Here is a 19,930-nt window from a genome sequence, read left to right as displayed (position 1 = left end):
TTAAGTGCTGCCGCGCCAATGGTACTGCGTCTCAAGACGTGGGAGAGTAGGTCACCGCCAAACCTAGTAAAACCCACAGTATCTCTCCTAAACGATGACCCAAGCCACGTGCCGTTTCCGAGCCGTGGGCAGGGACACTCCAAGGTCTCAAGCGTTTGACGCCCACGGTGCATGCCGCGGGCGTTTCTTGTGTTCGAGCGGCGCGCAAGGGGCGCTTGGAGCCGGACCTGCAATCAGCGCAGATCCGGCCCGTGCCGCAGATTTTGCTCAGCCCAGGATTGCGTCGACCGCGTCGCGCGTCACCGAAACGATCTTGTCGGCCTCCTCGGAGGTCAGGCACAGCGGCGGGGCGAAGCCGAGAATGTCGCCCTGCGGCATGGCCCTTGCAATCACGCCGCGCTCAAGCATCGCGGCGACGACCTTTGCGCCCTTGCCCTCGGACGGATCGAAGAACCTGCGACCCCCGCGCTCGGCGACGAGCTCGACCGCGCAGAGCATGCCCTTGCCGCGGACCTCGCCGACATTGGGGTGATCGCCGAGCGCGTCGCGCATAGTGTCAATCAGGTAAGAACCTGTCTTTGCAGCGTTCTCAACCAAACCCATCTTGTCGATCAACTCGAGGTTGGCGATGCCCGCAGCGGCACCGATGGGGTGGGCGGAATAGGTCCATCCATGGCCGAGCACGCCGTTTTCATCTGTGCCCCGGCACAGCACGTCCCACATGCGCTGGCCGACGATCGAGGCCGAAAGCGGCGCATAGGCCGAGGTCAGCCCCTTGGCCGAAGTGATGAGGTCAGGCGTCATCCCGTAGTGGTCCGAGCCGAACATCGAGCCGAGACGTCCGAAGCCGGTCACCACCTCGTCGACCACCAGCAGGATGTCGTGCTTGTCGAGCACCTTCTGGATCGCCGGCCAGTAGCCCTCGGGCGGGGGTACGATGCCACCGGTGCCGAGCACCGGCTCGCCGATGAAGGCGGCGATGGTGTCCGCGCCCTCGCGCTCGATCAACGCTTCCAGTTCCGCAACGCAATGGGCGGTGAACGCGGCCTCCGACATGGTCAGGTCGGGGCGGCGGAAATAGTAGGGCGCCTCGGTGTGGATCACCTGTGCCAGCGGCAGGTCGAACTTCTTGTGGAAGAGCTCCAGCCCGGTCAGCGAGCCGGTCATCAGCCCCGAGCCGTGGTAGCCGCGCCAGCGCGAGATGATCTTCTTCTTCTCGGGGCGGCCGAGGATGTTGTTGTAGTACCAGATCAGCTTGATGTTGGTCTCGTTGGCGTCCGACCCGCCGAGACCGAAGTAGACACGCGCCATGTTCTTCGGCGCGCGGTCCATGACCATCTTCGACAGGGTGATCGAGGCCTCTGAGCCGTGTCCGGCATAGGCGTGGTAGTAGGCCAGCTCATAGGCCTGCTTGGCGATCGCCTCAGAGATCTCGGTGCGGCCGTAGCCGACATTGACGCAGTAGAGCCCGGCGAAGGCGTCGAGCAAACGGGTGCCGTCGCGGTCGCGGATATGCACCCCGTCGCCGCCGGTGACGATGCGCTGCGCGCCCTCGCCCCGGGCGAACTGGCCGAGGTTGGTCGACGGGTGGAAGAAGTTCTCGCGGTCCCACTTGGCGAGTTGGTCGTTGGTCAGCATGTCGTCTCCTTCGGTAGTCATTCGGGTCTGCGGGAGGGATCACCCCCAATCGCGGCAGACGTATTTGATGTCGGTGAAGGCCTCGAGGCCCTGGCGGGCGCCCTCGCGGCCCAGCCCGGATTGCTTGCTGCCGCCGAACGGGATCGGCGCGCCGGTGACCTTGGTGCGGTTAACCGCGACCATGCCGAACTGCAGCGCCCGGGTGAGCCTGTAGATGCGGCGAGGGTCGAGGCTGTGGACGTAGGCGATGAGCCCGTATTCGGTGGCATTGGCGCGGGCGATCACCTCCTCCTCGGTGTCGAAGACCGAAAGCGGCGCGACCGGGCCGAAGGTTTCCTCGGACATGATGGCGGCCTCACCCGGCACATCGGCCAGCACGGTGGGCCTGTAGAAGAGCTTGCCAAGACCTTCGTCGATGGAGCCGCCGGTGAGCAGTCGGGCGCCCTTGGCAACCGCGTCGTCCACATGCGCTTGCTGCTTGGCGATGGCGCGCTCATGGATCAGCGGCCCAATGTCGGGGTCATCCATGCCGCGGCCGAGGGACAGCGCCTCGACAGCCCGGGTGAACCTGGTGCAGAACTCCTCGTAGATCGGGCGCTGGATGTAGAAGCGGTTGGCGCCGAGGCAGTCCTGACCCGAGGTGGCGAACTTGGCCTTGATCGCCTCGGTCACCGCGCGGTCTAGATCGGCGCCCTTGAAGACGATAAAGGGGGCGTGGCCACCAAGCTCCATCACCAGCCGCTTGACCGTGTCAGCCGACTGGCGGTAGAGCAGGCGACCGACCTCGGTTGAGCCGGTGAACGACAGCGCCCGCACACGCTTGTCCGAGGTCCATTCGCCGACGATGGCGGCGGCGTCGCCGATCACTGTGTTGACCACGCCCGGCGGAAACCCCGCGCGGCGCGCGAGCACCGACAGTGCCAAAGCCGAGAGCGGGGTTTCAGCCGAGGGGTGGATGACCACGGTGCACCCGGCAGCGAGCGCCGCGGCGGCCTTGCGGGTGATCATCGCCGAAGGGAAGTTCCATGGCGTGATCAGCGCGGCAACCCCCACCGGCTCGCGCCAGAGCTCCATCTCGGCGTCGGGCAGGTGGCTGGTGACCCCCTCGATATTCGGGCGCAGCGCTTCCTCGGCGTAGAACTGCACGAAGCTGGCGGCATAATCGATCTCGCCGCGCGCCTCGCTGATCGGCTTGCCCTGCTCGGCGACCATGATGCGGGCGAGGTCTTCTTTGGCCGCGACGATCAGCGCGTGCCAGCGGTGCAGGATCTCGGCGCGGTCCTGCGGCAGGGTGCTCGCCCAGCCCCCGAAGGCGGCATCTGCGGCATCGACCGCGGCGCGCGCGCCATGGGCATCGCTGATCGCAACCTGTGCAATCAGCGCGCCGCTGGCCGGATCGCGCACGGCGAGACGCCCGTTCCCGGCGAAATCACCGACCCCCTGCAGCAGCTCCGGGTCGAACAGTCCAAACGCCGGTTTGTTCGAAAGATCGCTCATGCCTGCGCACCTCCTTGGATGGCTCAAGCATGGGGCAGGGCGGGCAGAGAGTTCCCCGGGACTTCGGTCAGGCGGCAGAAATTTTCTCTGCGCTTGCGGGCTGGCGGAGAGAAACTCTCTGGCCCCCGCAGCGCTTTCCTAGCGCCGCAGCAGTCCTAGCGCGGGCGGGTCGTTCTTCACCGGCTTGGTGACGATGTAGCTGTAATAGCGGCGCACCCCCGCGCGGCTTTCCAACAGACCGTCCATCAGCGCCTGGAAGGCCGCGACATCGCTGCTCACGACCTGCATCAGGTAGTCGTAGCCGCCGCCGATGGCCCAGCAGCCGGTGATCTCGTCGATCCGTGCCACGGTGCGCTCAAAGAGCTGGAAGCTCTCGGCCCGGTGGCTGTCGAGCTCGACGGTGACGAAGACCTGCACGTGCGGGCCGAGCGCCGCGAGGTCGATCTCGGCGCGGTAGCCGGTGATCAGCCCAGCCTTTTCGAGCCGCTTCATCCGCTCCCAGCAGGGGGTCGGCGAGAGGTTCACGCGGGCCGCGAGCTCGGTCTTGGCGATGCGGCCCTCGCGGCTCAGCGTGGCGAGGATCGCGATGTCTCTGCTGTCGAGGCGGGTGGTGTCCATGACACGCTTGTTCCGGTGAAAACCCGTCATGTCAATCTGGACAAGTCCCGGATCGTGCAGGACTCTGCCAGCCATGTCACATTGGCCGCTCACCTCCGAGGATGTCACCCGCCCCGCCTATCGCAGCGTCGCGCAGGGGATTGTCGCCGCCATCAGCTCGGGCCAGCTCAGACCCGGCGACCGGCTGCCGGCGCATCGCGAACTGGCCTGGCAGCTCGGCATCTCGGTACAGACGGTGAGCCGCGCCTACGAGGAGCTGATCCGCGCCGACATGATCTCGGGCGAGGTCGGGCGCGGCAGCTTCGTGAAGTCAGGGATGCGCGAGACGGTCAACCTTCCCTGGCACCGCACAAGGGAAAGCCGGCCGCGGTTCGACCTGTCGCTCATGAGCCCGGTGCACCTGCCGCAGGTCGCCGAGGCCTGGCGCTGTTCGATGCGGCGCATTGCAGAGAACCCGCCGCATGAGACGATGTTCGCCCTGCGGCCGGGCGAGACGCTGGCGCGCTACGATGCCGCCGCCTCGGGCTGGCTGGCGCGCTGCGGGCTGCTCGCTCGGCCCGGGCGCACGCTGGTGACCAACGGTGTCACGCCCGCGATGTTCGTCGCGCTGATGACCGTCGCGCGGCATGGCGATGTCGTCGCCTGCGAGGCGGCGACAAGCCACGCGCTGAAACCCGCCGCGCGCCAGCTCGGCTTGCGTCTGCAGGGCATCGCGCAGGACGCGCGCGGGATGCTCCCCGAGGCGCTGAGCGAGGCCGCCGCCGCCTCGGCGGGGCAGATGAAGGCGGTTTATCTGCTGCCATCGGGGGCCGGGCCCTACGCAAAATTGATGGATCGCGAGCGCCGCGCGGATCTGGCCCAGGCAGCGCGCTCTGCGGGGCTCTTCATCCTGGAGTGCGACCCGCTCGGGCCGCTTGTGCCGCGTCGTCCGCCGCCGCTCGCAAGCTTCGCTCCCGAGCGGAGCTTCTACTTCACCGGGCTGACCAAATGCCTGTCGCCCGGGCTGCGCTTCGGTATTCTCGCGATGCCTGATCACCTGTCAGAGCGCACTGTCAACAGGCATCTGTCGGTGTCGTGGATGGCGACGCCGATCATTGCCGAGATCGCCACCGACTGGATGGAGAGTGGCGTCGCCGACGCGCTGCTGCAGGTGCACCGAAAGGAACTTGTTGCCCGCAACCGACTGGCGCAGCGCCACCTCGGGCCGGGAAACGGCGGATTTGCCTACGCGCTGCACCGCTGGCTTCTGCTGCCGGAAGGCCTTTCGGAACGGGCCTTTCAGCGCCAGGCGCTGCGCAATGGCGTGGCCGTAGCGGCGGGCGCAAACTTCGCCGTGACAGACCGTCGACCGGCGGTGCGGGTCTGCCTCGGCGGATTGGGGAGAGGCGACTTGGAACAGGCCTTGGGCGCTCTCGCGGCGCTGCTGCCAGCGCCCGGACAACCCCAGGGTTGACAGCCGATTTGCGATTCTCCTCGAATTGTCATGATTTAATATAGACATTGACTTGAGTATTTTCGACTCCGAGGTTGGGCGCATCCGCGCGGATCGTGATCCGCGACCTGAAACCAAGCCCTGACGCCGCAGGCGACGGGGCAGACCGACAGGGGGTACGACATGACCTACAAGACAGTTCTCGCAACGAGCGCCGCGGCGCTCCTTCTCGGCTCGGGCGCCGCTCTGGCCGACACCTGGCGCTATGCGTTCGAAGAGGCGATGGACGAGGTCCAGGGCAAGTTCGCCCAGAAATTCAAGGAAGAGGTCGAGGCCAATTCCGACCATGAGATCCAGCTCTTTCCCTTCGGCACGTTGGGCGAATCCGCCGACACGATGGAGCAGGCCCAGTCCGGCATCCTGCAGTTCGTCGACCAGTCGCCGGGCTTCACCGGCGCGCTGATCCCCGAGGCCCAGGTCTTCTTCGTGCCCTACCTGCTGCCGCAGGACGACGCACAGCTTGCCTCCTTCTTCAAGAATTCCAAGGCAATCAACGAGATGTTCCCGCCGCTCTACGCCGAGCAGGGGCTCGAGCTGCTGACCATGTTCCCCGAGGGCGAGGTGATGATGACCACCACCGAGCCGGTGGAGTCCCCCGCCGACCTCGACGAGGTGAAGTTCCGGGTGATGACCAACCCGCTGCTGGTAGAAAGCTACCAGGCCTTCGGCGCCACGCCGACGCCGCTGCCCTGGGGCGAGGTCTATGGATCGTTGCAGACCGGCATCATCCAAGGGCAGGAGAACCCGGCCTTCTTCATCGAGTCGACCAAGATGTACGAGGTGACCGATTACATCACCCGCACCGGCCACAACAATTTCACCACCGCGGTGATGGCCAACAAGGAGTTCTATGACGAGCTCTCGGAAGAAGACCAGACGATGATCGACAACGCGATCAGCGCCGCCTTCGACTACATCATCGACTACCAGAAGGGCCTGACCGAGGAGTCGCTGGAGAAGATCATGGCGGCCAAACCTTCGATGACCATCACCGATCTCACCGAAGAGCAGCGCCAGCCCTTCATGGACACGGCAGAGTCGGTCGAGCAGGAGTTCCTCGAGATCGGCGGGCCGCAGGCGCAGGAAATCCTCGATCAGCTCAAGGCCGACCTCGCCGCGGCGGCCGAGGGCTGAACGCCCGCCAACGCAGCAGAGCCAAAGGTCGCGCCGGCTGCCCGAGAGGGTCGGTCGGCGCGGCCATGAGCGGTTTCGCGACAGCAACAAGGACAGCGGCATGAAGACTGACCGACACGGCGCGCCCGAGCTCGACCCTGACATTCTCGCCGAGGTTCAAACCTCGGCTGTGGACGATGACATCGACGATTCTGGCTATGTTTCGGGCCTCCCTGGCATTCTTGGGGTGATCGACGGGGCCGTCGCGCGCATCGAGGCGGTGCTTCTGGCACTCGGCGTGCTGCTCATGGCGCTCAACACCATCGCCAACGTGGTGGGCCGCTACCTGTTCTCCCAAAGCCTGTTCTTTTCCGAGGAGGTGAACCAGGCGCTGATCATCCTGATCACCTTCGCAGGTATCTCCTATGCCGCGCGCCATGGCCGCCACATCCGGATGTCGGCCTTCTTCGACGCCGCCCCGCCGAAGCTGCGCAAGGCGCTGATGGTGCTGATCGCGGCGGTGACCGCCGCGGCGATGTTCCTGCTGGCCTGGTACGCGCTCGACTACGTGAGGGCGCAGGCCTCGCGCGGGCGCTTGCTGCCGGCACTGCAGGTCCCGGTCTGGTGGATCATCGTCTGGGCGCCGCTGGGGTTCTTCCTGACCGGGCTGCAATACACGCTCACCGCGATCAAGAACCTGTTGCACGACGATATCTGGCTCTCGACCAGCACGCTCGAAGGCTATGACGACACCGGCGAAGAGGAGGTCTGAGACATGTCCCTTGCCATCTTCGGCACGATGATTGTGCTGCTGCTGCTGGGCTTTCCGATGATGATCCCGCTGATCGCCGGCTCGCTGATCGGCTTTGTCGCGCTGTTTGGCGGGGTCAGCCAGCTCGACACGATGGTGCAGCAGATCCTCGGCGGCATACGCCCGGCGAGCCTGATCGCCGTCCCAATGTTCATCTTCGCGGCCGATATCATGACCCGCGGCCAGTCTGCCAACCGGCTGATCGACCTTGTCATGGCGTTCGTCGGCCATCTCAAGGGCGGGCTGGCGGTCTCGACCGCCGCGGCCTGCACGCTCTTCGGCGCGGTCTCGGGTTCGACGCAGGCGACGGTGGTCGCGGTTGGCGGGCCGCTGCGCCCGCGCATGCTCAAGGCCGGCTACAAGGACAGCTTTGCGCTGGCGCTGATCGTCAATTCCTCGGACATCGCCTTTCTGATCCCGCCCTCTATCGGCATGATCATTTACGGCGTGGTCTCGGGGACTTCGATTTCGGAGTTGTTCATCGCGGGCATCGGGCCCGGGCTGCTGATCCTCGTGCTTTTCTCGATCTACTCCTACATCTACGCCGTCCGGAACGACGTGCCGACCGAGCCGAAAACGAGCTGGTCCGAGCGCGGCCGGGCCATCCGCCGGGCGCTCTGGCCGCTCGGCTTTCCGGTGATCATCGTCGGCGGCATCTACGGGGGTATCTTCTCGCCCACCGAGGCGGCCGCCGCTTGCGTGCTCTACGCGCTCATCCTCGAGATGGGCGTGTTCCGCGAGATGAGCGTCAAGCAGCTCTACGCCACCGCCAAGTCGACCGGGCTGATCACCGCGGTGGTCTTCATCCTCGTGGGCGCGGGTGCGGCGTTTTCCTACGTCATCAGCTTTGCGCAAATCCCGCAGCAGGTGCTGGGCAGCATCGGCATCGACGAGATGGGCCAATATGGCGTGCTCTTCACCATCTCCATCGCCTTTTTTGTCGGCTGCATGTTTGTCGATCCGATCGTGGTGATCCTGATCCTCGTGCCGATCTTCGCGCCGGTGGTCCAAAGCGTTGGGCTCGACCCGGTGCTGGTGGGCACGATCATCACACTCCAAGTGGCCATCGGCAGCGCGACACCGCCCTTCGGCTGCGACATTTTCACCGCCATAGCGGTGTTCAAGCGGCCCTACGCGGAAGTGGTTAAGGGCACGCCGCCCTTCATTCTGATGTTGCTGGCGGTGGCGGTGTTGCTGATCTTCTTCCCGCAGATCGCGCTCTTCTTGCGCGACCTCGCCTTCGCGAAGTGAGGGGAGCCGATATGTTCAAACGGATGCTCGTGGCCTACGACGGCTCGAACGGCGCCTGGGAGGCGATCGAAAAGGCTGCGGAACTGGCGAAGATCACCGGCGCAGAGATCCTCGTGCTGACGGTCTACCGGCACCACTCGATGCTCGAGGCGTCGCTGTCGATGGTGCGCGGCAGCGACCGCGAGGGCGGCAGCCTTGACGACACCATGCGAGCCGTCGCTCGCGAGGCGGCCGAGGAAGCCAAGGCAAAGGCGAAAGAGCTGGGCGCCGAGAAGGTGCAAGCCTTCATCAAGGGCGGCAACTATGCCCGCACCATCGTCAGTTTCGCGCGGGAGAGGGGTTGCGATCTGATCGTCGTCGGCTCGCGCGGGCTGGGCTCGTCCGAGGGCTACATGCTGGGCTCGGTGAGCCACAAGGTGACCAGCCTGACCGACACGCCGGTGCTGGTGGTCTGAGCCATGTCCGCCCCTGACCTGCGCCGGGACCACCTGCGGCGCTTCGGGATGATTGCCCTCGCCACTGACCTGACGATCGAGGGCGATGCCGCGCGGCTGATGCCGCCGGGCACGCAGCTGCATGTCACGCGCATCGCCTTCGAGAATCCGACCACTCCCGAGAGCCTGCGCCGCACCGGCCCGCGCCTACGAAACGCCGCCGAGCTGATCCTGCCCGGCGTGGCGCTCGAGGGGATGCTTTTCGGCTGTACATCTGCCAGCGCCGTGCTGGGGGACGAGGTGACCGCGCTGATCGGCCCGCGCGCCCCGGTCACCACGCCGCTCAGTGCCGCGCTGCGGGCCTGCGAGGCGCTGGGGGTCAGGCGGCTGTCGCTGCTCGCCCCTTATAGGGCGGAGACCACCACGCTCGTCACCGGGCATCTGGCGCGCCATGGCGTCGAGGTGGTGGCGCAAAGCTCGATGGGCCATGCGGACGATCGCGACATGGGGATGCTGACGCCCGAGGCGGTGATCGAGGCGGCACTGGCGGCCGACCACCCGCGCGCCGACGCGCTGTTTCTCTCCTGCACCGCACTCCCGGCGGTCCCGGTGATCGACCGCCTTGAAATGATGCTCGGAAAACCGGTGCTCAGCTCCAACCAGGTGTCATTCTGGTCGATGCTGGACACGGCGGGGCTCTCGGGCGACGGTCCGGGAAGGTTGTTCAAGGTGCACAGATGGTGACGCGCGACGACATAGAGGCGGCGGCGGGTCGCATTCGCGGCATGGTTCGGGAGACGCCGGTGAAGCGCTCGCCCAGCCTGTCCGAGCGCGCGGGCGGCGCGGTCTGGCTGAAGTGCGAGCACCAGCAGCAGACCGGAGCCTTCAAGCTGCGCGGCGCGTCCAATGCCGCCGCCCGGCTTGGGAAGGTGGCCGGTGTCACCACCGCATCGACCGGCAACCATGGCCGCGCACTGGCCCATGCGGCGCGGCAACTTGGTTTGCCCGCAGTGATCTGCGTCTCGCGGCTGGTACCACAGAACAAGCTCGAGGCCATCGAGGCCCTTGGCGCCGAGGCGCGGGTGATCGGCGCCAGCCAGGACGAGGCCTTCGAGGAGGCGCGGCGGCTGGAGCGTGACGAAGGCTTCGCGCTGGTGCCGCCGTTCGACCATCCCGACGTGATCGCGGGGCAGGGGACGCTGGGGCTGGAGATCCTGTCGCAACTTCCCGAGGCCGCGGCGCTGGCCGTCCCGCTTTCCGGCGGCGGCCTGCTGGGCGGGGTGGCGCTGGCGGCAAAATCGCTGCGGCCGGATATCCGCATCATCGGCCTCTCGATGGAGCGCGGCGCCGCGATGGCTGCGAGCCTTGCCGCCGGGCAGCCGGTCGAGGTCGAAGAGCTCGAGACGCTGGCCGACTCTCTCGGCGGCGGCATCGGGCTGGACAACCGCCTGACCTTCGGAATGTGCCGCGAATTGATGGACGCGTTGATCCTGCTCACCGAGGCCGAGATCGCCGCGGGCCTGAGGCACCTCGCCCGCGAGGACGGCGAAACCGTCGAGGGCGCGGCGGCGGTCGGCGCGGCGGCGATCCTCGCGGGCAAGCTGCGCGCGGAAGACGGCCCCTTGGTTCTGCTGCTTTCGGGCGGCAATATCGACCCGGCACGCCACGCCGCGATTGTCGGGGAGGAAACATGAGCGACATTCGGATCTTGCTCGAAGCCGAGCTGCGCGCCTGCGTCGCACTCGATCCCGCCGCGATCGACGTGGTGGAGAGCGCCTTCGCCACGCTGGCAAGGGGTGGGGTCGAGATGCCTCCCATTCTGTCGATGCACATGCCCGAGGTGAACGGCGAACTTGACGTGAAGACGGCCTATGTGCCGGGGTTGCCCGGATTTGCGGTAAAGCTCTCGCCGGGGTTTTTCGATAACCCCGCCAAAGGTCTGCCCTCGACCTCCGGCCTGATGGTGGTGCTGTCGTCGGAAACCGGCCGCGTGCAGGCGGTGCTGCTCGACAATGGCTATCTCACCGACGTGCGTACCGCTGCCGCTGGCGGCGTGGCGGCCCGGCACCTGGCGCGAGAGGACGCCAGCCGCGCCGCGATCTTCGGCGCCGGGCTGCAGGCGCGGATGCAACTGCGTGCGCTCTGCCTCGTGCGCCCCATCTCCGAGGCGGTGATCTGGGCGCGCGACGCGGCCAAGGCGCAGGCGTTGGCGGCGGAGCTGACCACGGGTGATCTGAAAGTCCGTGCCAGCACCGACCCCGAGGAGGCAGCCGGGTTTGCCGATGTGATCGTCACCACAACGCCGACGAGCGAGCCCATTTTGCGCGCCGACTGGCTGCGCCCCGGCCATCACGTCACCGCAATGGGCAGCGACCAGCCCGGCAAGTCCGAGCTGGAGCCGGAGTGCCTCGCCCGCGCCGGCCTCTATGTCGCTGACAGGGTGAGCCAGACCCGGCTCATGGGTGAACTGCGCGCCGCGCTCGACGCCGGCTGCGCGCCGGACCCCGACAGCATTCCCGAGCTGGGAGACATCGTCCTCGGCCGCCACCCCGGCCGCACGGACCCCGATCAGATCACCATCGCCGATCTGACCGGGACCGGTGTGCAGGACACCGCCATCGCAACCCATGCGCTCGCCGCATCTTCAACAGAGGTCTGAATGCCCGAACTCCAAAGAACGCCAGAGCGATACACGACCGAAGAATACGAGGCCCGGCTCGAGAAGATCCGCGCGCGGATGGAGCGCGAGGGGCTCGATCTGCTGATCCTCAGCGATCCCTCCAACATGGCCTGGGTCGCGGGCTACGGCGGCTGGTCCTTCTACGTGCACCAATGCGTGCTCGTTGGCCCCGACGGCCCGCCGGTCTGGTACGGGCGCGGGCAGGACGCCAACGGTGCCTACCGCACGGTCTGGATGGAGCCCGAGCATGTCATCGGCTATCCGGACCACTACGTGCAGTCCACCGAGCGCCACCCGATGGACTATCTCTGCGCCAAGCTCGCTGAGCGTGGCTGGGACAAGGGCACCATCGGCGTCGAGATGGACAACTACTGGTTCTCGGCCCGCGCCTACGAGCGGCTGCAGAGCGGGCTGCCCAACGCGAAGTTCAAGGACACCACCGGATTCATCAACTGGCAGCGTGCGGTGAAATCCGACAAGGAACTCGAGTACATGCGGCAGGCTGCGCGCATCGTCGAGCGCATGCACCACCGCATCGCCGACAAGGTCGAAGTGGGCATCCGCAAGTGCGACCTCGTGGCGGAAATCTACGACGCCGGGCTGCGCTACGACGAATGGTACGGCCATGGCGGCGACTATCCGGCCATCGTGCCACTGCTGCCCTCGGGCCCGGACGCCGCTGCGCCGCATCTGACCTGGGATGACCTGCCGATGAAGCCGGACGAAGGCACCTTCTTCGAGATCGCCGGCTGCTACCAGCGCTACCATGTGCCGCTGTCGCGCACGATCTACCTCGGCACGCCGCCGCAAGAGATCCTCGATGCCGAGAAGGCGGTGCTCGAGGGGATGGACGCCGGCCTCGAAGCCGCGCGGGCGGGCAACCTCTGCGAGGACATCGCCAAGGCCTTCTTCGGCACGCTGGAAAAGCACGGCATCGAGAAGGACAACCGCGCGGGCTATTCCATCGGTCTGAGCTACCCGCCGGACTGGGGCGAGCGCACCATGTCGATCCGGCGGGGCGACAAAACGGTGCTGCAGCCGGGGATGACCTTTCACTTCATGACCGGCCTGTGGATGGAAAACTGGGGCTACGAGACCACCGAGTCCATCGCCATCACCGCTGACGGCGCACCCGAGGTCTTCTGCGACATCCCGCGCAAGATGCTGATCAAGACCTGAAAGCAAGGCGCGGGCCGAGGCCCCCGGGGCGCTTTGCGACCGGCGGCCCGGCCCGCGCTCGTGATGATCAGCGCGCGGGGCCAAAGGCACGAGGCGTCAGGCAGAGCCGCTGGCTTTGCGGAAGGATCGTCACCGCTGCCGCGAGGAGCAGCTCCCAGGCAACAAACCAGGTTCCCCTGACCGCATGACTGCGCCTGTTTCGGCTGCGCGTGCGAGGTCTGGCGTCGAGGTCGTCCCTCATCGTGCGGAGCGTAGCAGGTAGCGTCATGCGGGGTGGGCCGACCCGGTCGGGCCGCAAGTGAGGCACCCGTCTCGCCCGCAAGTTCCGTAGGTTGCGCCAAGTCTCTGTGGTAAGGATGGATAGTCCCCGAGGAGGAATGAGCATGAAGACACTGCCCTTGGCTCTTATGGCGCTCTGCCTTGGCCATGCCGCCCGCGCAGAGGACCCGCTTGTCCAGCCGGTGATCGACGGGTGCATAGACAGTTTGATTGCAAGCGGTGCCGCCACGCAGCCCGGCGGCGAGGTGATTGACACCATGTACTCCGAGGCCGGTACGATGGTCTTCCTGAAGGATGGCGACGGGCGCATCTGGCAGTGTTTCGGCTACCGGGACGGGACCGTCGAGTCGCTCGAACTGGCCGACGCAGATGCGGCCGAGGGCGCCTTCGCTCGCGCGGCGGAGAAGGCGGCGTTTGCGCCCGAGCGCATCAGCTTCGCTCCGGGCACCAGCGGCGCCACCTTGAGCGGGGCGCTCGAGCCCGGGGGTGCGAAGCAATTCGCGCTCGGCGCGCGGGCGGGGCAGGTGCTCGACCTGCGCCTCGATCCGAAGGGAGGAAAGATGTACTATATCTTGCGCAACCCGGACGGCTCGATCCTGCTCGCAGGCACCGATGCCGCGGTTCCCTTCAAGGGCCAGCTGCCGCAGTCCGGCGACATCAATCTCGAGGTGGTCAACTCACAGAGCACGGCACAGGATTTCGAGCTGGTGGTGAAGATTGAATGAGCCGGGGTCGTGGGACGGAGTACCGAGCATGACGGACTTGGCGCACTCCTCAGGCGGCGGACATCGGATCGGCATCGCGTTTGGCACGCTGATCGCATGGGTGGCGGTGACGGTCTTCGGGGCAGGGGTCTTGGGCGAGCCGGTCGAACTCGAGGACATCGCGACGCAGGGCATCGCCTGGCAGATCGCGCTAGCGGGCGTGCTGCTGGTCTGCGTGATTGTCTGGCGCGGATGGCGCGACCTGGGTTTCCGCGCCCCGGCGCCCGGCACGCTGAAGCTGCTCTGGCTGCCGGCGCTGATCGTGCTCGCGATGTTCGGACTGGCGGCGGCGCTGGGGCTGCCCGCCCCGGGTGTGATGCTTCTGGTGCTGGTCAATACGCTTCTTGTCGGCTTCTCGGAGGAAATGATGTTCCGCGGCGTGCTCTTCGGCGCGCTGCGCGAGCGGCTGCGGCCCTGGCCGGCGATCCTTTGGACCACCGGCGCCTTCGGCCTGGTGCATGTGCTCAACGGCTTTCTGACCGGCAGCTTCGTCCTCGCGGTGATGCAGGCGCTGGCGGCCTCCTGCACTGGGCTCATGCTGATGGCGATCCTGTTGAGCACCGGCTCGCTCTGGGTAGCCATCCTCGTTCATGCGCTCTGGGACTGCGCGACCTTCCTCGTGGTGGTGAGCGCGGGGGCTATGAGAGACCTGAAGGAGTTGCAGGCGGCGGGCGGCATTGAGCTGACGCCAGGGCTTCTGGTGCTGCCGCTGCTAATTGTCCTGCCGAACTTGATCTACGGGCTCTGGCTGCTCCGCGGCTCGCGTGTCGAGGCCGTGCCGCGCGCCTGAGGGCGAAGGGTGAGCGGGCCGGACCCGAGACGGCCGAATACGCTCCGCGCGGGCTGGTTTGCGCCGCGCAGGTGGGCTGGCCCCTTGGCAAATCCCCCGCTTTGGGGCAGAGGAACTGCATGAGCCTGACCTCCTTTACCCTTCATGGCCGGGACGGGGCCGCACGCACCGGGGTGATCTCTACCCCGCGCGGCGAGATCCGCACCCCCGCCTTCATGCCCGTCGGCACCGCCGCCACCGTCAAGGCGATGCTGCCCGAGAGCGTGCGCGCCACCGGCGCCGACATCCTGCTCGGCAACACCTATCACCTGATGCTGCGCCCCGGCGCGGAGCGCGTGGCGCGGCTTGGCGGGCTGCACAAGTTCATGAACTGGGAGCGTCCGATCCTGACCGACTCCGGGGGTTTCCAGGTGATGAGCCTTTCGGGGCTGCGCAAGCTCACCGAGGAGGGGGTCACATTCAAAAGCCATATCGATGGCTCCAAGCACATGCTCTCACCGGAAAACTCGATGGAGATCCAGCGGTTGCTCGGCTCGGATATCGTCATGTGCTTCGATGAATGCCCGGCGCTTCCCGCCGACCGCGAGCGCATCGAGCAGAGCATGCGCCTGTCGATGCGGTGGGCACAGCGCTCGCGCGACGCTTTCGGCGACCGGCCCGGCCACATGCTCTTCGGCATCCAGCAGGGCGGGCTCGAGGAAGACCTGCGCGGCGAAAGCGCCGAGGCGCTGACCTCCATCGGGTTTGACGGCTACGCGGTGGGCGGCCTCGCCGTCGGCGAAGGGCAGGAGGCGATGTTCAAGGTGCTCGATTTCGCGCCCGGCCAGCTGCCCGAGGACAAGCCGCGCTACCTTATGGGCGTCGGCAAGCCCGACGACATCGTCGGCGCGGTGAAGCGCGGCATCGACATGATGGATTGCGTGTTGCCCTCGCGTTCCGGTCGGACCGGCCAGGCGTGGACCCGGCACGGCATGGTCAACATCAAGAACGCCCGCCACCAGGACGACCCGCGCCCGCTCGACGAAGATTGCAGCTGCCCGGCCTGCCGCAGCTATTCGCGCGCCTACCTGCACCACGTCTACCGCGCCGGGGAGATGATCTCGGGCATGCTGCTGACCTGGCACAACCTGCATTACTACCAGGAGCTTATGCAGGGGATGCGCGACGCCATCGCGGGCGGCACCTTCGCCAGCTTCGAAGAGAAATTCCACGCGCAGCGCGCCGAGGGTGACATTCCCCCGCTCTGAAGCGACACCCCAAGCAAGGGGTCCGGATCGATCAACAGGCGGCGCCGCGGGAACGTGGCGCCGCCTCTGCGTGTGGGTCCAACCGCTCCCAGCCATATCCTCCGTGCATTTCCGCACAGCGCACTGCGCGGTTGCCGCGGCGCAGCACGTTCCTATCTTTGCACTCCGATGCCGGGGTCAGCCCGGCGCTACCTAGGCCCAATGCAAGGGAGACGCTCCATGACCGAGGCCCTGTTTACCGCCTTCACCGCCGGTGCCATCAAGATGGCGAACCGCGTGGTGATGGCTCCGCTCACCCGCAATCGCGCAGACAATGACACCGCCGAGGTGAACGAGCTGCACGTCGAATACTACCGCCAGCGCGCCGGCGCCGGCCTCATCGTCACCGAGGCGTCGCAGATCTCGCCGCAGGGCAAGGGGTATATCCAGACCCCGGGCATCTACTCGCCGGGGCAGGTGGAAGCCTGGAAGAAGGTGACTGACGCCGTACACGCCAAAGGCGGCAAGATCGTCATCCAGCTCTGGCATGTCGGTCGGATCAGCCACACGTCGTTGCAGCCCGATGAGCAGGCGCCCGTCGCGCCCTCGGCCATTGCGGCAGGCGGCAAGACCTTTACGCTGAACGGATTCGAAGAGACCTCGACGCCTCGCGCGCTGGAGACGGATGAGATCGCCGGCATCGTCGCCGACTACCGCCACGCCGCCCGAGCCGCCATCGAGGCGGGCTTTGACGGCGTCGAGGTGCATGGCGCCAACGGGTATCTGATCGACCAGTTCCTCAAGACCGGGGCCAACCAGCGCGAGGACCAGTACGGCGGCTCGATCGAGAACCGTGCGCGCTTCCTCTTCGAAGTGCTGGACGCGGTCACCGACGAGATCGGCGCCGATCGCACCGGCCTGCGTCTGTCGCCCTTCTCGCCCGCGAACGGCATCACCGACGCCGATCCGCAGCCGCTCTTCGAGTATGTCGTGGGCAAGCTCAACGCCTACAAGCTGGCCTATCTGCATGTGGTCGAAGGCACCACCGGTGGCCCGCGCGCACTGAACGAGGGCGAGAGCCTCGACAAGCTGCAGGCGCTCTACGAGGGGGTCTGGATGGGCAACAACGGTTACGACCGCGAGATGGCCATCGAGGCCGTCGCCTCGGGCAAGGCCGACCTTGTCGCCTTCGGCCGGCCCTTCATCTCGAACCCCGACCTCGTGACGCGCCTTGAAAAGGCGGCGCCGCTCAACGAGGGCGATCAGGACACCTTCTACGGCGGTGGGGCGGAAGGCTATACCGACTACCCGACGCTGACCGAGGCCGCCTGAGGCCGGCGGGGGGCGCGGCGCCGGTGCTTTCCTGTGTTGCCGTTAAGGCTGTTTCAAGGTTTTGGCACCGCGCCCCCCGCAATCTCCCGCCTTCCACGAATTGCCCGCTTGCACCCGGCGCAGCGGAGCGTCACATTGGTGGGAAACGGGTCTGGCGCGCTTGAAAAGTTAACGGATGCGCCCCACCTGAATACCTCGACAGGGGACGGCAGAGGTCGCCGATATCCGGGGCCGGACCGTCCTGCCAGTAGCAAGGAATGCGTATGCAACAGCCTCTCAACACATCCTATCCGGTGCTGCCGCTGCGGGACATCGTCGTGTTCCCGCACATGATCGTGCCGCTCTTCGTAGGGCGCGAGAAATCGGTGCACGCGCTGGAAGAGGTGATGGCGGACGACAAGCAGATCCTGCTTGCCGCCCAGATCGACCCTGCCGTCGACGACCCCGATTCCGACGGCATTTACAAGACCGGCGTGCTCGCCAACGTGCTGCAGCTGCTGAAGCTGCCCGACGGTACCGTGAAGGTGCTGGTCGAGGGGCAGGCGCGCGTCAAGATCACCGAATACCTTGAGAACGAGCGCTTCTTCGAAGCCAAGGCCGAATATCTCTCCGAGATGCCGGGCGACCCCGCCGCGATCACCGCGCTGGTGCGCACCGTCGGCGAGGAGTTCGAGCGCTACGCCAAGGTCAAGAAGAACATCCCCGAAGAGGCGCTCTCTGCGGTCTCGGAAACCACCGATCCGGCCAAGCTCGCCGACCTCGTCGCGGGCCATCTCGGCATTGAGGTGGAACAGAAGCAGGAGCTTCTGGAAACCCTGCCGGTCAGCGAGCGGCTCGAGAAAGTCTACGGCCTGATGCAGGGCGAGCTTTCGGTCCTGCAGGTCGAGAAAAAGATCAAGACCCGCGTCAAGTCGCAGATGGAGAAGACCCAGCGCGAGTACTATCTGAATGAGCAGATGAAGGCCATTCAGAAGGAACTCGGCGACGGCGAGGACGGCCAGAACGAGATCAACGAGTTGGCCGAGAAGATCGAGGCCACCAAGCTCTCGAAGGAGGCCAAGGAAAAGGCCGAGGCCGAGCTCAAGAAGCTGCGCAACATGAGCCCGATGTCCGCCGAGGCCACCGTGGTGCGGAACTACCTCGATTGGATGCTGTCCATTCCGTGGGGTGTGAAGAGCCGCGTGAAAAAGGACCTTGGTCGCGCCCAGGAGATCCTCGATCACGACCACTACAGCCTCGACAAGGTCAAGGAACGCATCGTCGAGTATCTCGCGGTGCAGGCGCGCAGCCAGAAGCTGAAGGGGCCGATCCTCTGCCTCGTCGGCCCTCCGGGCGTGGGCAAGACCTCGCTTGGCAAGTCGATGGCCAAGGCCACCGGGCGCGAGTTCATCCGCATCTCGCTGGGCGGGGTGCGTGACGAGTCCGAGATCCGCGGCCACCGCCGGACCTACATCGGCTCGATGCCGGGCAAGATCATCCAGGCACTGAAGAAGGCGAAGACCACCAACCCGCTCATCCTGCTCGACGAGATCGACAAGATGGGTCAGGACTTCCGTGGCGATCCGGCTTCGGCGATGCTCGAGGTGCTCGACCCCGAACAGAACGGCACCTTCGTCGACCACTACCTCGAAGTGGAATACGATCTGTCGAACGTCATGTTCGTGACGACCTCGAACTCGTACAACATGCCCGGGCCGCTGCTTGATCGGATGGAGATCATCCCGCTCTCGGGCTACACCGAGGACGAGAAGCTCGAGATCGCCAAGCGCCACCTGCTCGACAAGCAGATCAAGGCGCATGGCCTGAAGAAGGGCGAGTTCACCATCACCGACGAGGCGCTCACCGACATCCTGCGCTACTACACGCGCGAGGCCGGTGTGCGGAACCTCGAGCGCGAGGTGGCGAAGATCGCCCGGAAGGCCGTGACCAAGATCGTCAAGGGCGAGACCAAGCACGTGGAAGTCACGCGCGAGAACCTCGACGACTTCCTTGGCGTGAAGAAGTTCCGTTACGGTCTGGCCGAGGATGAGAACCAGGTGGGTGTGGTCACCGGCCTCGCCTATACCTCGGTGGGCGGCGACCTCTTGCAGATCGAGGCGCTGCGCCTGCCGGGCAAGGGCCGGATGAAGACCACCGGCAAGCTCGGCGACGTGATGAAGGAGTCGATCGAGGCAGCGTCCAGCTACGTCCGTTCCATCTCGCCGCAGCTCGGGGTGAAGCCGCCGAAGTTCGACAAGATGGACATCCACGTGCACGTGCCGGATGGTGCCACGCCCAAGGACGGCCCTTCAGCCGGCCTCGCGATGGTGACGGCGATCGTTTCGGTGCTGACCGGCCTTCCGGTGCGCAAGGACATCGCCATGACGGGCGAAGTGACCCTGCGCGGCAATGCCTCCGCCATCGGCGGGCTCAAGGAGAAACTGCTCGCGGCCCTGCGGGGGGGCATCAAGACGGTGTTCATCCCAGAGGAGAACGAGAAGGACCTCGCCGAGCTGCCGGAGAACGTGAAGACGGGTCTCGAAATCATCCCGGTCAAGCACGTCTCCGAGGTGCTGGAAATGGCGCTCATCGGCAAGCCCGAACCCATCGAGTGGGACGAGGAGGCCGAAGAGGCCGCAGCCGCCCTGCGCGCCAACGAAGACAAGGCCACCGGCGCCACGGCGCACTAACCGGCGCCACCGCACAGAGCTTCAGGGGCGGACCTTCGGGTCCGCCCCTTCGCGTTTCACCCGCAGCCTCCGCCAGCACGAACACGCGCCATGCCAGCCGCGCCCCCGGCTGCGCGCTTCTTCTGGGACAACGTATTCCGTGTGGCCCCGCATCAGC

At 66.3% G+C, this 19,930-nt stretch carries 17 protein-coding genes; 14 read left to right on the top strand and 3 right to left on the bottom strand.

Translation table 11 applies throughout. From position 1 onward, the window contains the following. Window positions 1-267: 267 nt before the first annotated feature. From G0Q01_RS16500 to G0Q01_RS16490, 3 genes are all read right to left on the bottom strand, one after another. Complete coding sequence (locus tag G0Q01_RS16500; RefSeq protein ID WP_164196304.1) at window positions 268-1,638, bottom strand: aspartate aminotransferase family protein; 1,371 nt, start codon at window positions 1,636-1,638, stop codon at window positions 268-270. A gap of 39 nt (window positions 1,639-1,677) precedes the next feature. Further along, the gene (locus G0Q01_RS16495) at window positions 1,678-3,135 is read right to left on the bottom strand and encodes an NAD-dependent succinate-semialdehyde dehydrogenase (RefSeq protein ID WP_164213664.1); all 1,458 of its coding nucleotides are present in this window, start codon (window positions 3,133-3,135) and stop codon (window positions 1,678-1,680) included. A 138-nt stretch (window positions 3,136-3,273) separates the two neighbouring features. Beyond that, window positions 3,274-3,753, bottom strand: coding sequence for an Lrp/AsnC family transcriptional regulator (locus tag G0Q01_RS16490; RefSeq protein ID WP_164196307.1), 480 nt, complete (start codon window positions 3,751-3,753; stop codon window positions 3,274-3,276). A gap of 73 nt (window positions 3,754-3,826) precedes the next feature. Here G0Q01_RS16490 and G0Q01_RS16485 point away from each other — a divergent pair, with 73 nt between their 5' ends. The 14 genes from G0Q01_RS16485 (at window position 3,827) to lon (ending at window position 19,773) form a co-directional block, all read left to right on the top strand. Beyond that, window positions 3,827-5,206: a PLP-dependent aminotransferase family protein gene (locus G0Q01_RS16485; RefSeq protein WP_164196302.1), complete on the top strand. Its 1,380-nt coding sequence runs from the start codon at window positions 3,827-3,829 to the stop codon at window positions 5,204-5,206. 162 nt (window positions 5,207-5,368) lie between these two features. Further along, a complete protein-coding gene (gene dctP / locus G0Q01_RS16480) occupies window positions 5,369-6,379 on the top strand; it encodes a TRAP transporter substrate-binding protein DctP (protein WP_164196301.1) in 1,011 nt (336 codons plus the stop codon). Window positions 6,380-6,479: 100 nt separating this feature from the next. Then, window positions 6,480-7,130: a TRAP transporter small permease gene (locus tag G0Q01_RS16475; RefSeq protein WP_164196300.1), complete on the top strand. Its 651-nt coding sequence runs from the start codon at window positions 6,480-6,482 to the stop codon at window positions 7,128-7,130. A 3-nt stretch (window positions 7,131-7,133) separates the two neighbouring features. Further along, window positions 7,134-8,420 (top strand): TRAP transporter large permease, encoded by a 1,287-nt coding sequence (locus G0Q01_RS16470; protein WP_108968606.1) that lies wholly within the window; start codon window positions 7,134-7,136, stop codon window positions 8,418-8,420. 11 nt (window positions 8,421-8,431) lie between these two features. Next, complete coding sequence (locus G0Q01_RS16465) at window positions 8,432-8,875, top strand: universal stress protein (protein WP_108968608.1); 444 nt, start codon at window positions 8,432-8,434, stop codon at window positions 8,873-8,875. 3 nt (window positions 8,876-8,878) lie between these two features. After that, the gene (locus G0Q01_RS16460; RefSeq protein ID WP_164196299.1) at window positions 8,879-9,598 is read left to right on the top strand and encodes an aspartate/glutamate racemase family protein; all 720 of its coding nucleotides are present in this window, start codon (window positions 8,879-8,881) and stop codon (window positions 9,596-9,598) included. Beyond that, on the top strand, window positions 9,592-10,548 hold the full coding sequence (eutB, locus tag G0Q01_RS16455) for a hydroxyectoine utilization dehydratase EutB (RefSeq protein ID WP_164196298.1): 957 nt from the start codon (window positions 9,592-9,594) through the stop codon (window positions 10,546-10,548). Before G0Q01_RS16460 ends, eutB begins: the two co-directional genes overlap by 7 nt. Next, window positions 10,545-11,513 carry an ectoine utilization protein EutC gene (gene eutC, locus G0Q01_RS16450; RefSeq protein ID WP_164196297.1) on the top strand — a complete coding sequence of 323 codons (969 nt, stop codon included), beginning with the start codon at window positions 10,545-10,547 and terminating at the stop codon, window positions 11,511-11,513. Before eutB ends, eutC begins: the two co-directional genes overlap by 4 nt. Further along, window positions 11,514-12,713, top strand: a complete 1,200-nt coding sequence (gene doeA / locus G0Q01_RS16445; RefSeq protein WP_108968616.1) for an ectoine hydrolase DoeA — start codon at window positions 11,514-11,516, stop codon at window positions 12,711-12,713. Between the two features lie 383 nt (window positions 12,714-13,096). Then, on the top strand, window positions 13,097-13,717 hold the full coding sequence (locus G0Q01_RS16440) for a hypothetical protein (RefSeq protein ID WP_164196296.1): 621 nt from the start codon (window positions 13,097-13,099) through the stop codon (window positions 13,715-13,717). 28 nt (window positions 13,718-13,745) lie between these two features. Then, the gene (locus G0Q01_RS16435) at window positions 13,746-14,546 is read left to right on the top strand and encodes a CPBP family intramembrane glutamic endopeptidase (RefSeq protein ID WP_164213663.1); all 801 of its coding nucleotides are present in this window, start codon (window positions 13,746-13,748) and stop codon (window positions 14,544-14,546) included. 119 nt (window positions 14,547-14,665) lie between these two features. Then, the gene (gene tgt, locus G0Q01_RS16430; RefSeq protein ID WP_164196294.1) at window positions 14,666-15,793 is read left to right on the top strand and encodes a tRNA guanosine(34) transglycosylase Tgt; all 1,128 of its coding nucleotides are present in this window, start codon (window positions 14,666-14,668) and stop codon (window positions 15,791-15,793) included. Between the two features lie 219 nt (window positions 15,794-16,012). Then, window positions 16,013-17,104 carry an alkene reductase gene (locus tag G0Q01_RS16425; protein ID WP_164196293.1) on the top strand — a complete coding sequence of 364 codons (1,092 nt, stop codon included), beginning with the start codon at window positions 16,013-16,015 and terminating at the stop codon, window positions 17,102-17,104. 263 nt (window positions 17,105-17,367) lie between these two features. Next, entirely contained in the window at window positions 17,368-19,773 is a 2,406-nt protein-coding gene (gene lon / locus G0Q01_RS16420) for an endopeptidase La (protein ID WP_164196292.1), read from the top strand. Window positions 19,774-19,930: the final 157 nt, after the last annotated feature.

Origin of the sequence: Salipiger sp. PrR007 (assembly GCF_010499845.1) — a bacterium.
Lineage (GTDB): Bacteria > Pseudomonadota > Alphaproteobacteria > Rhodobacterales > Rhodobacteraceae > Salipiger > Salipiger pacificus_A.
Note: the sequence above shows the minus strand (reverse complement) of the source record. Positions and strands in the feature narration are given on the sequence as shown.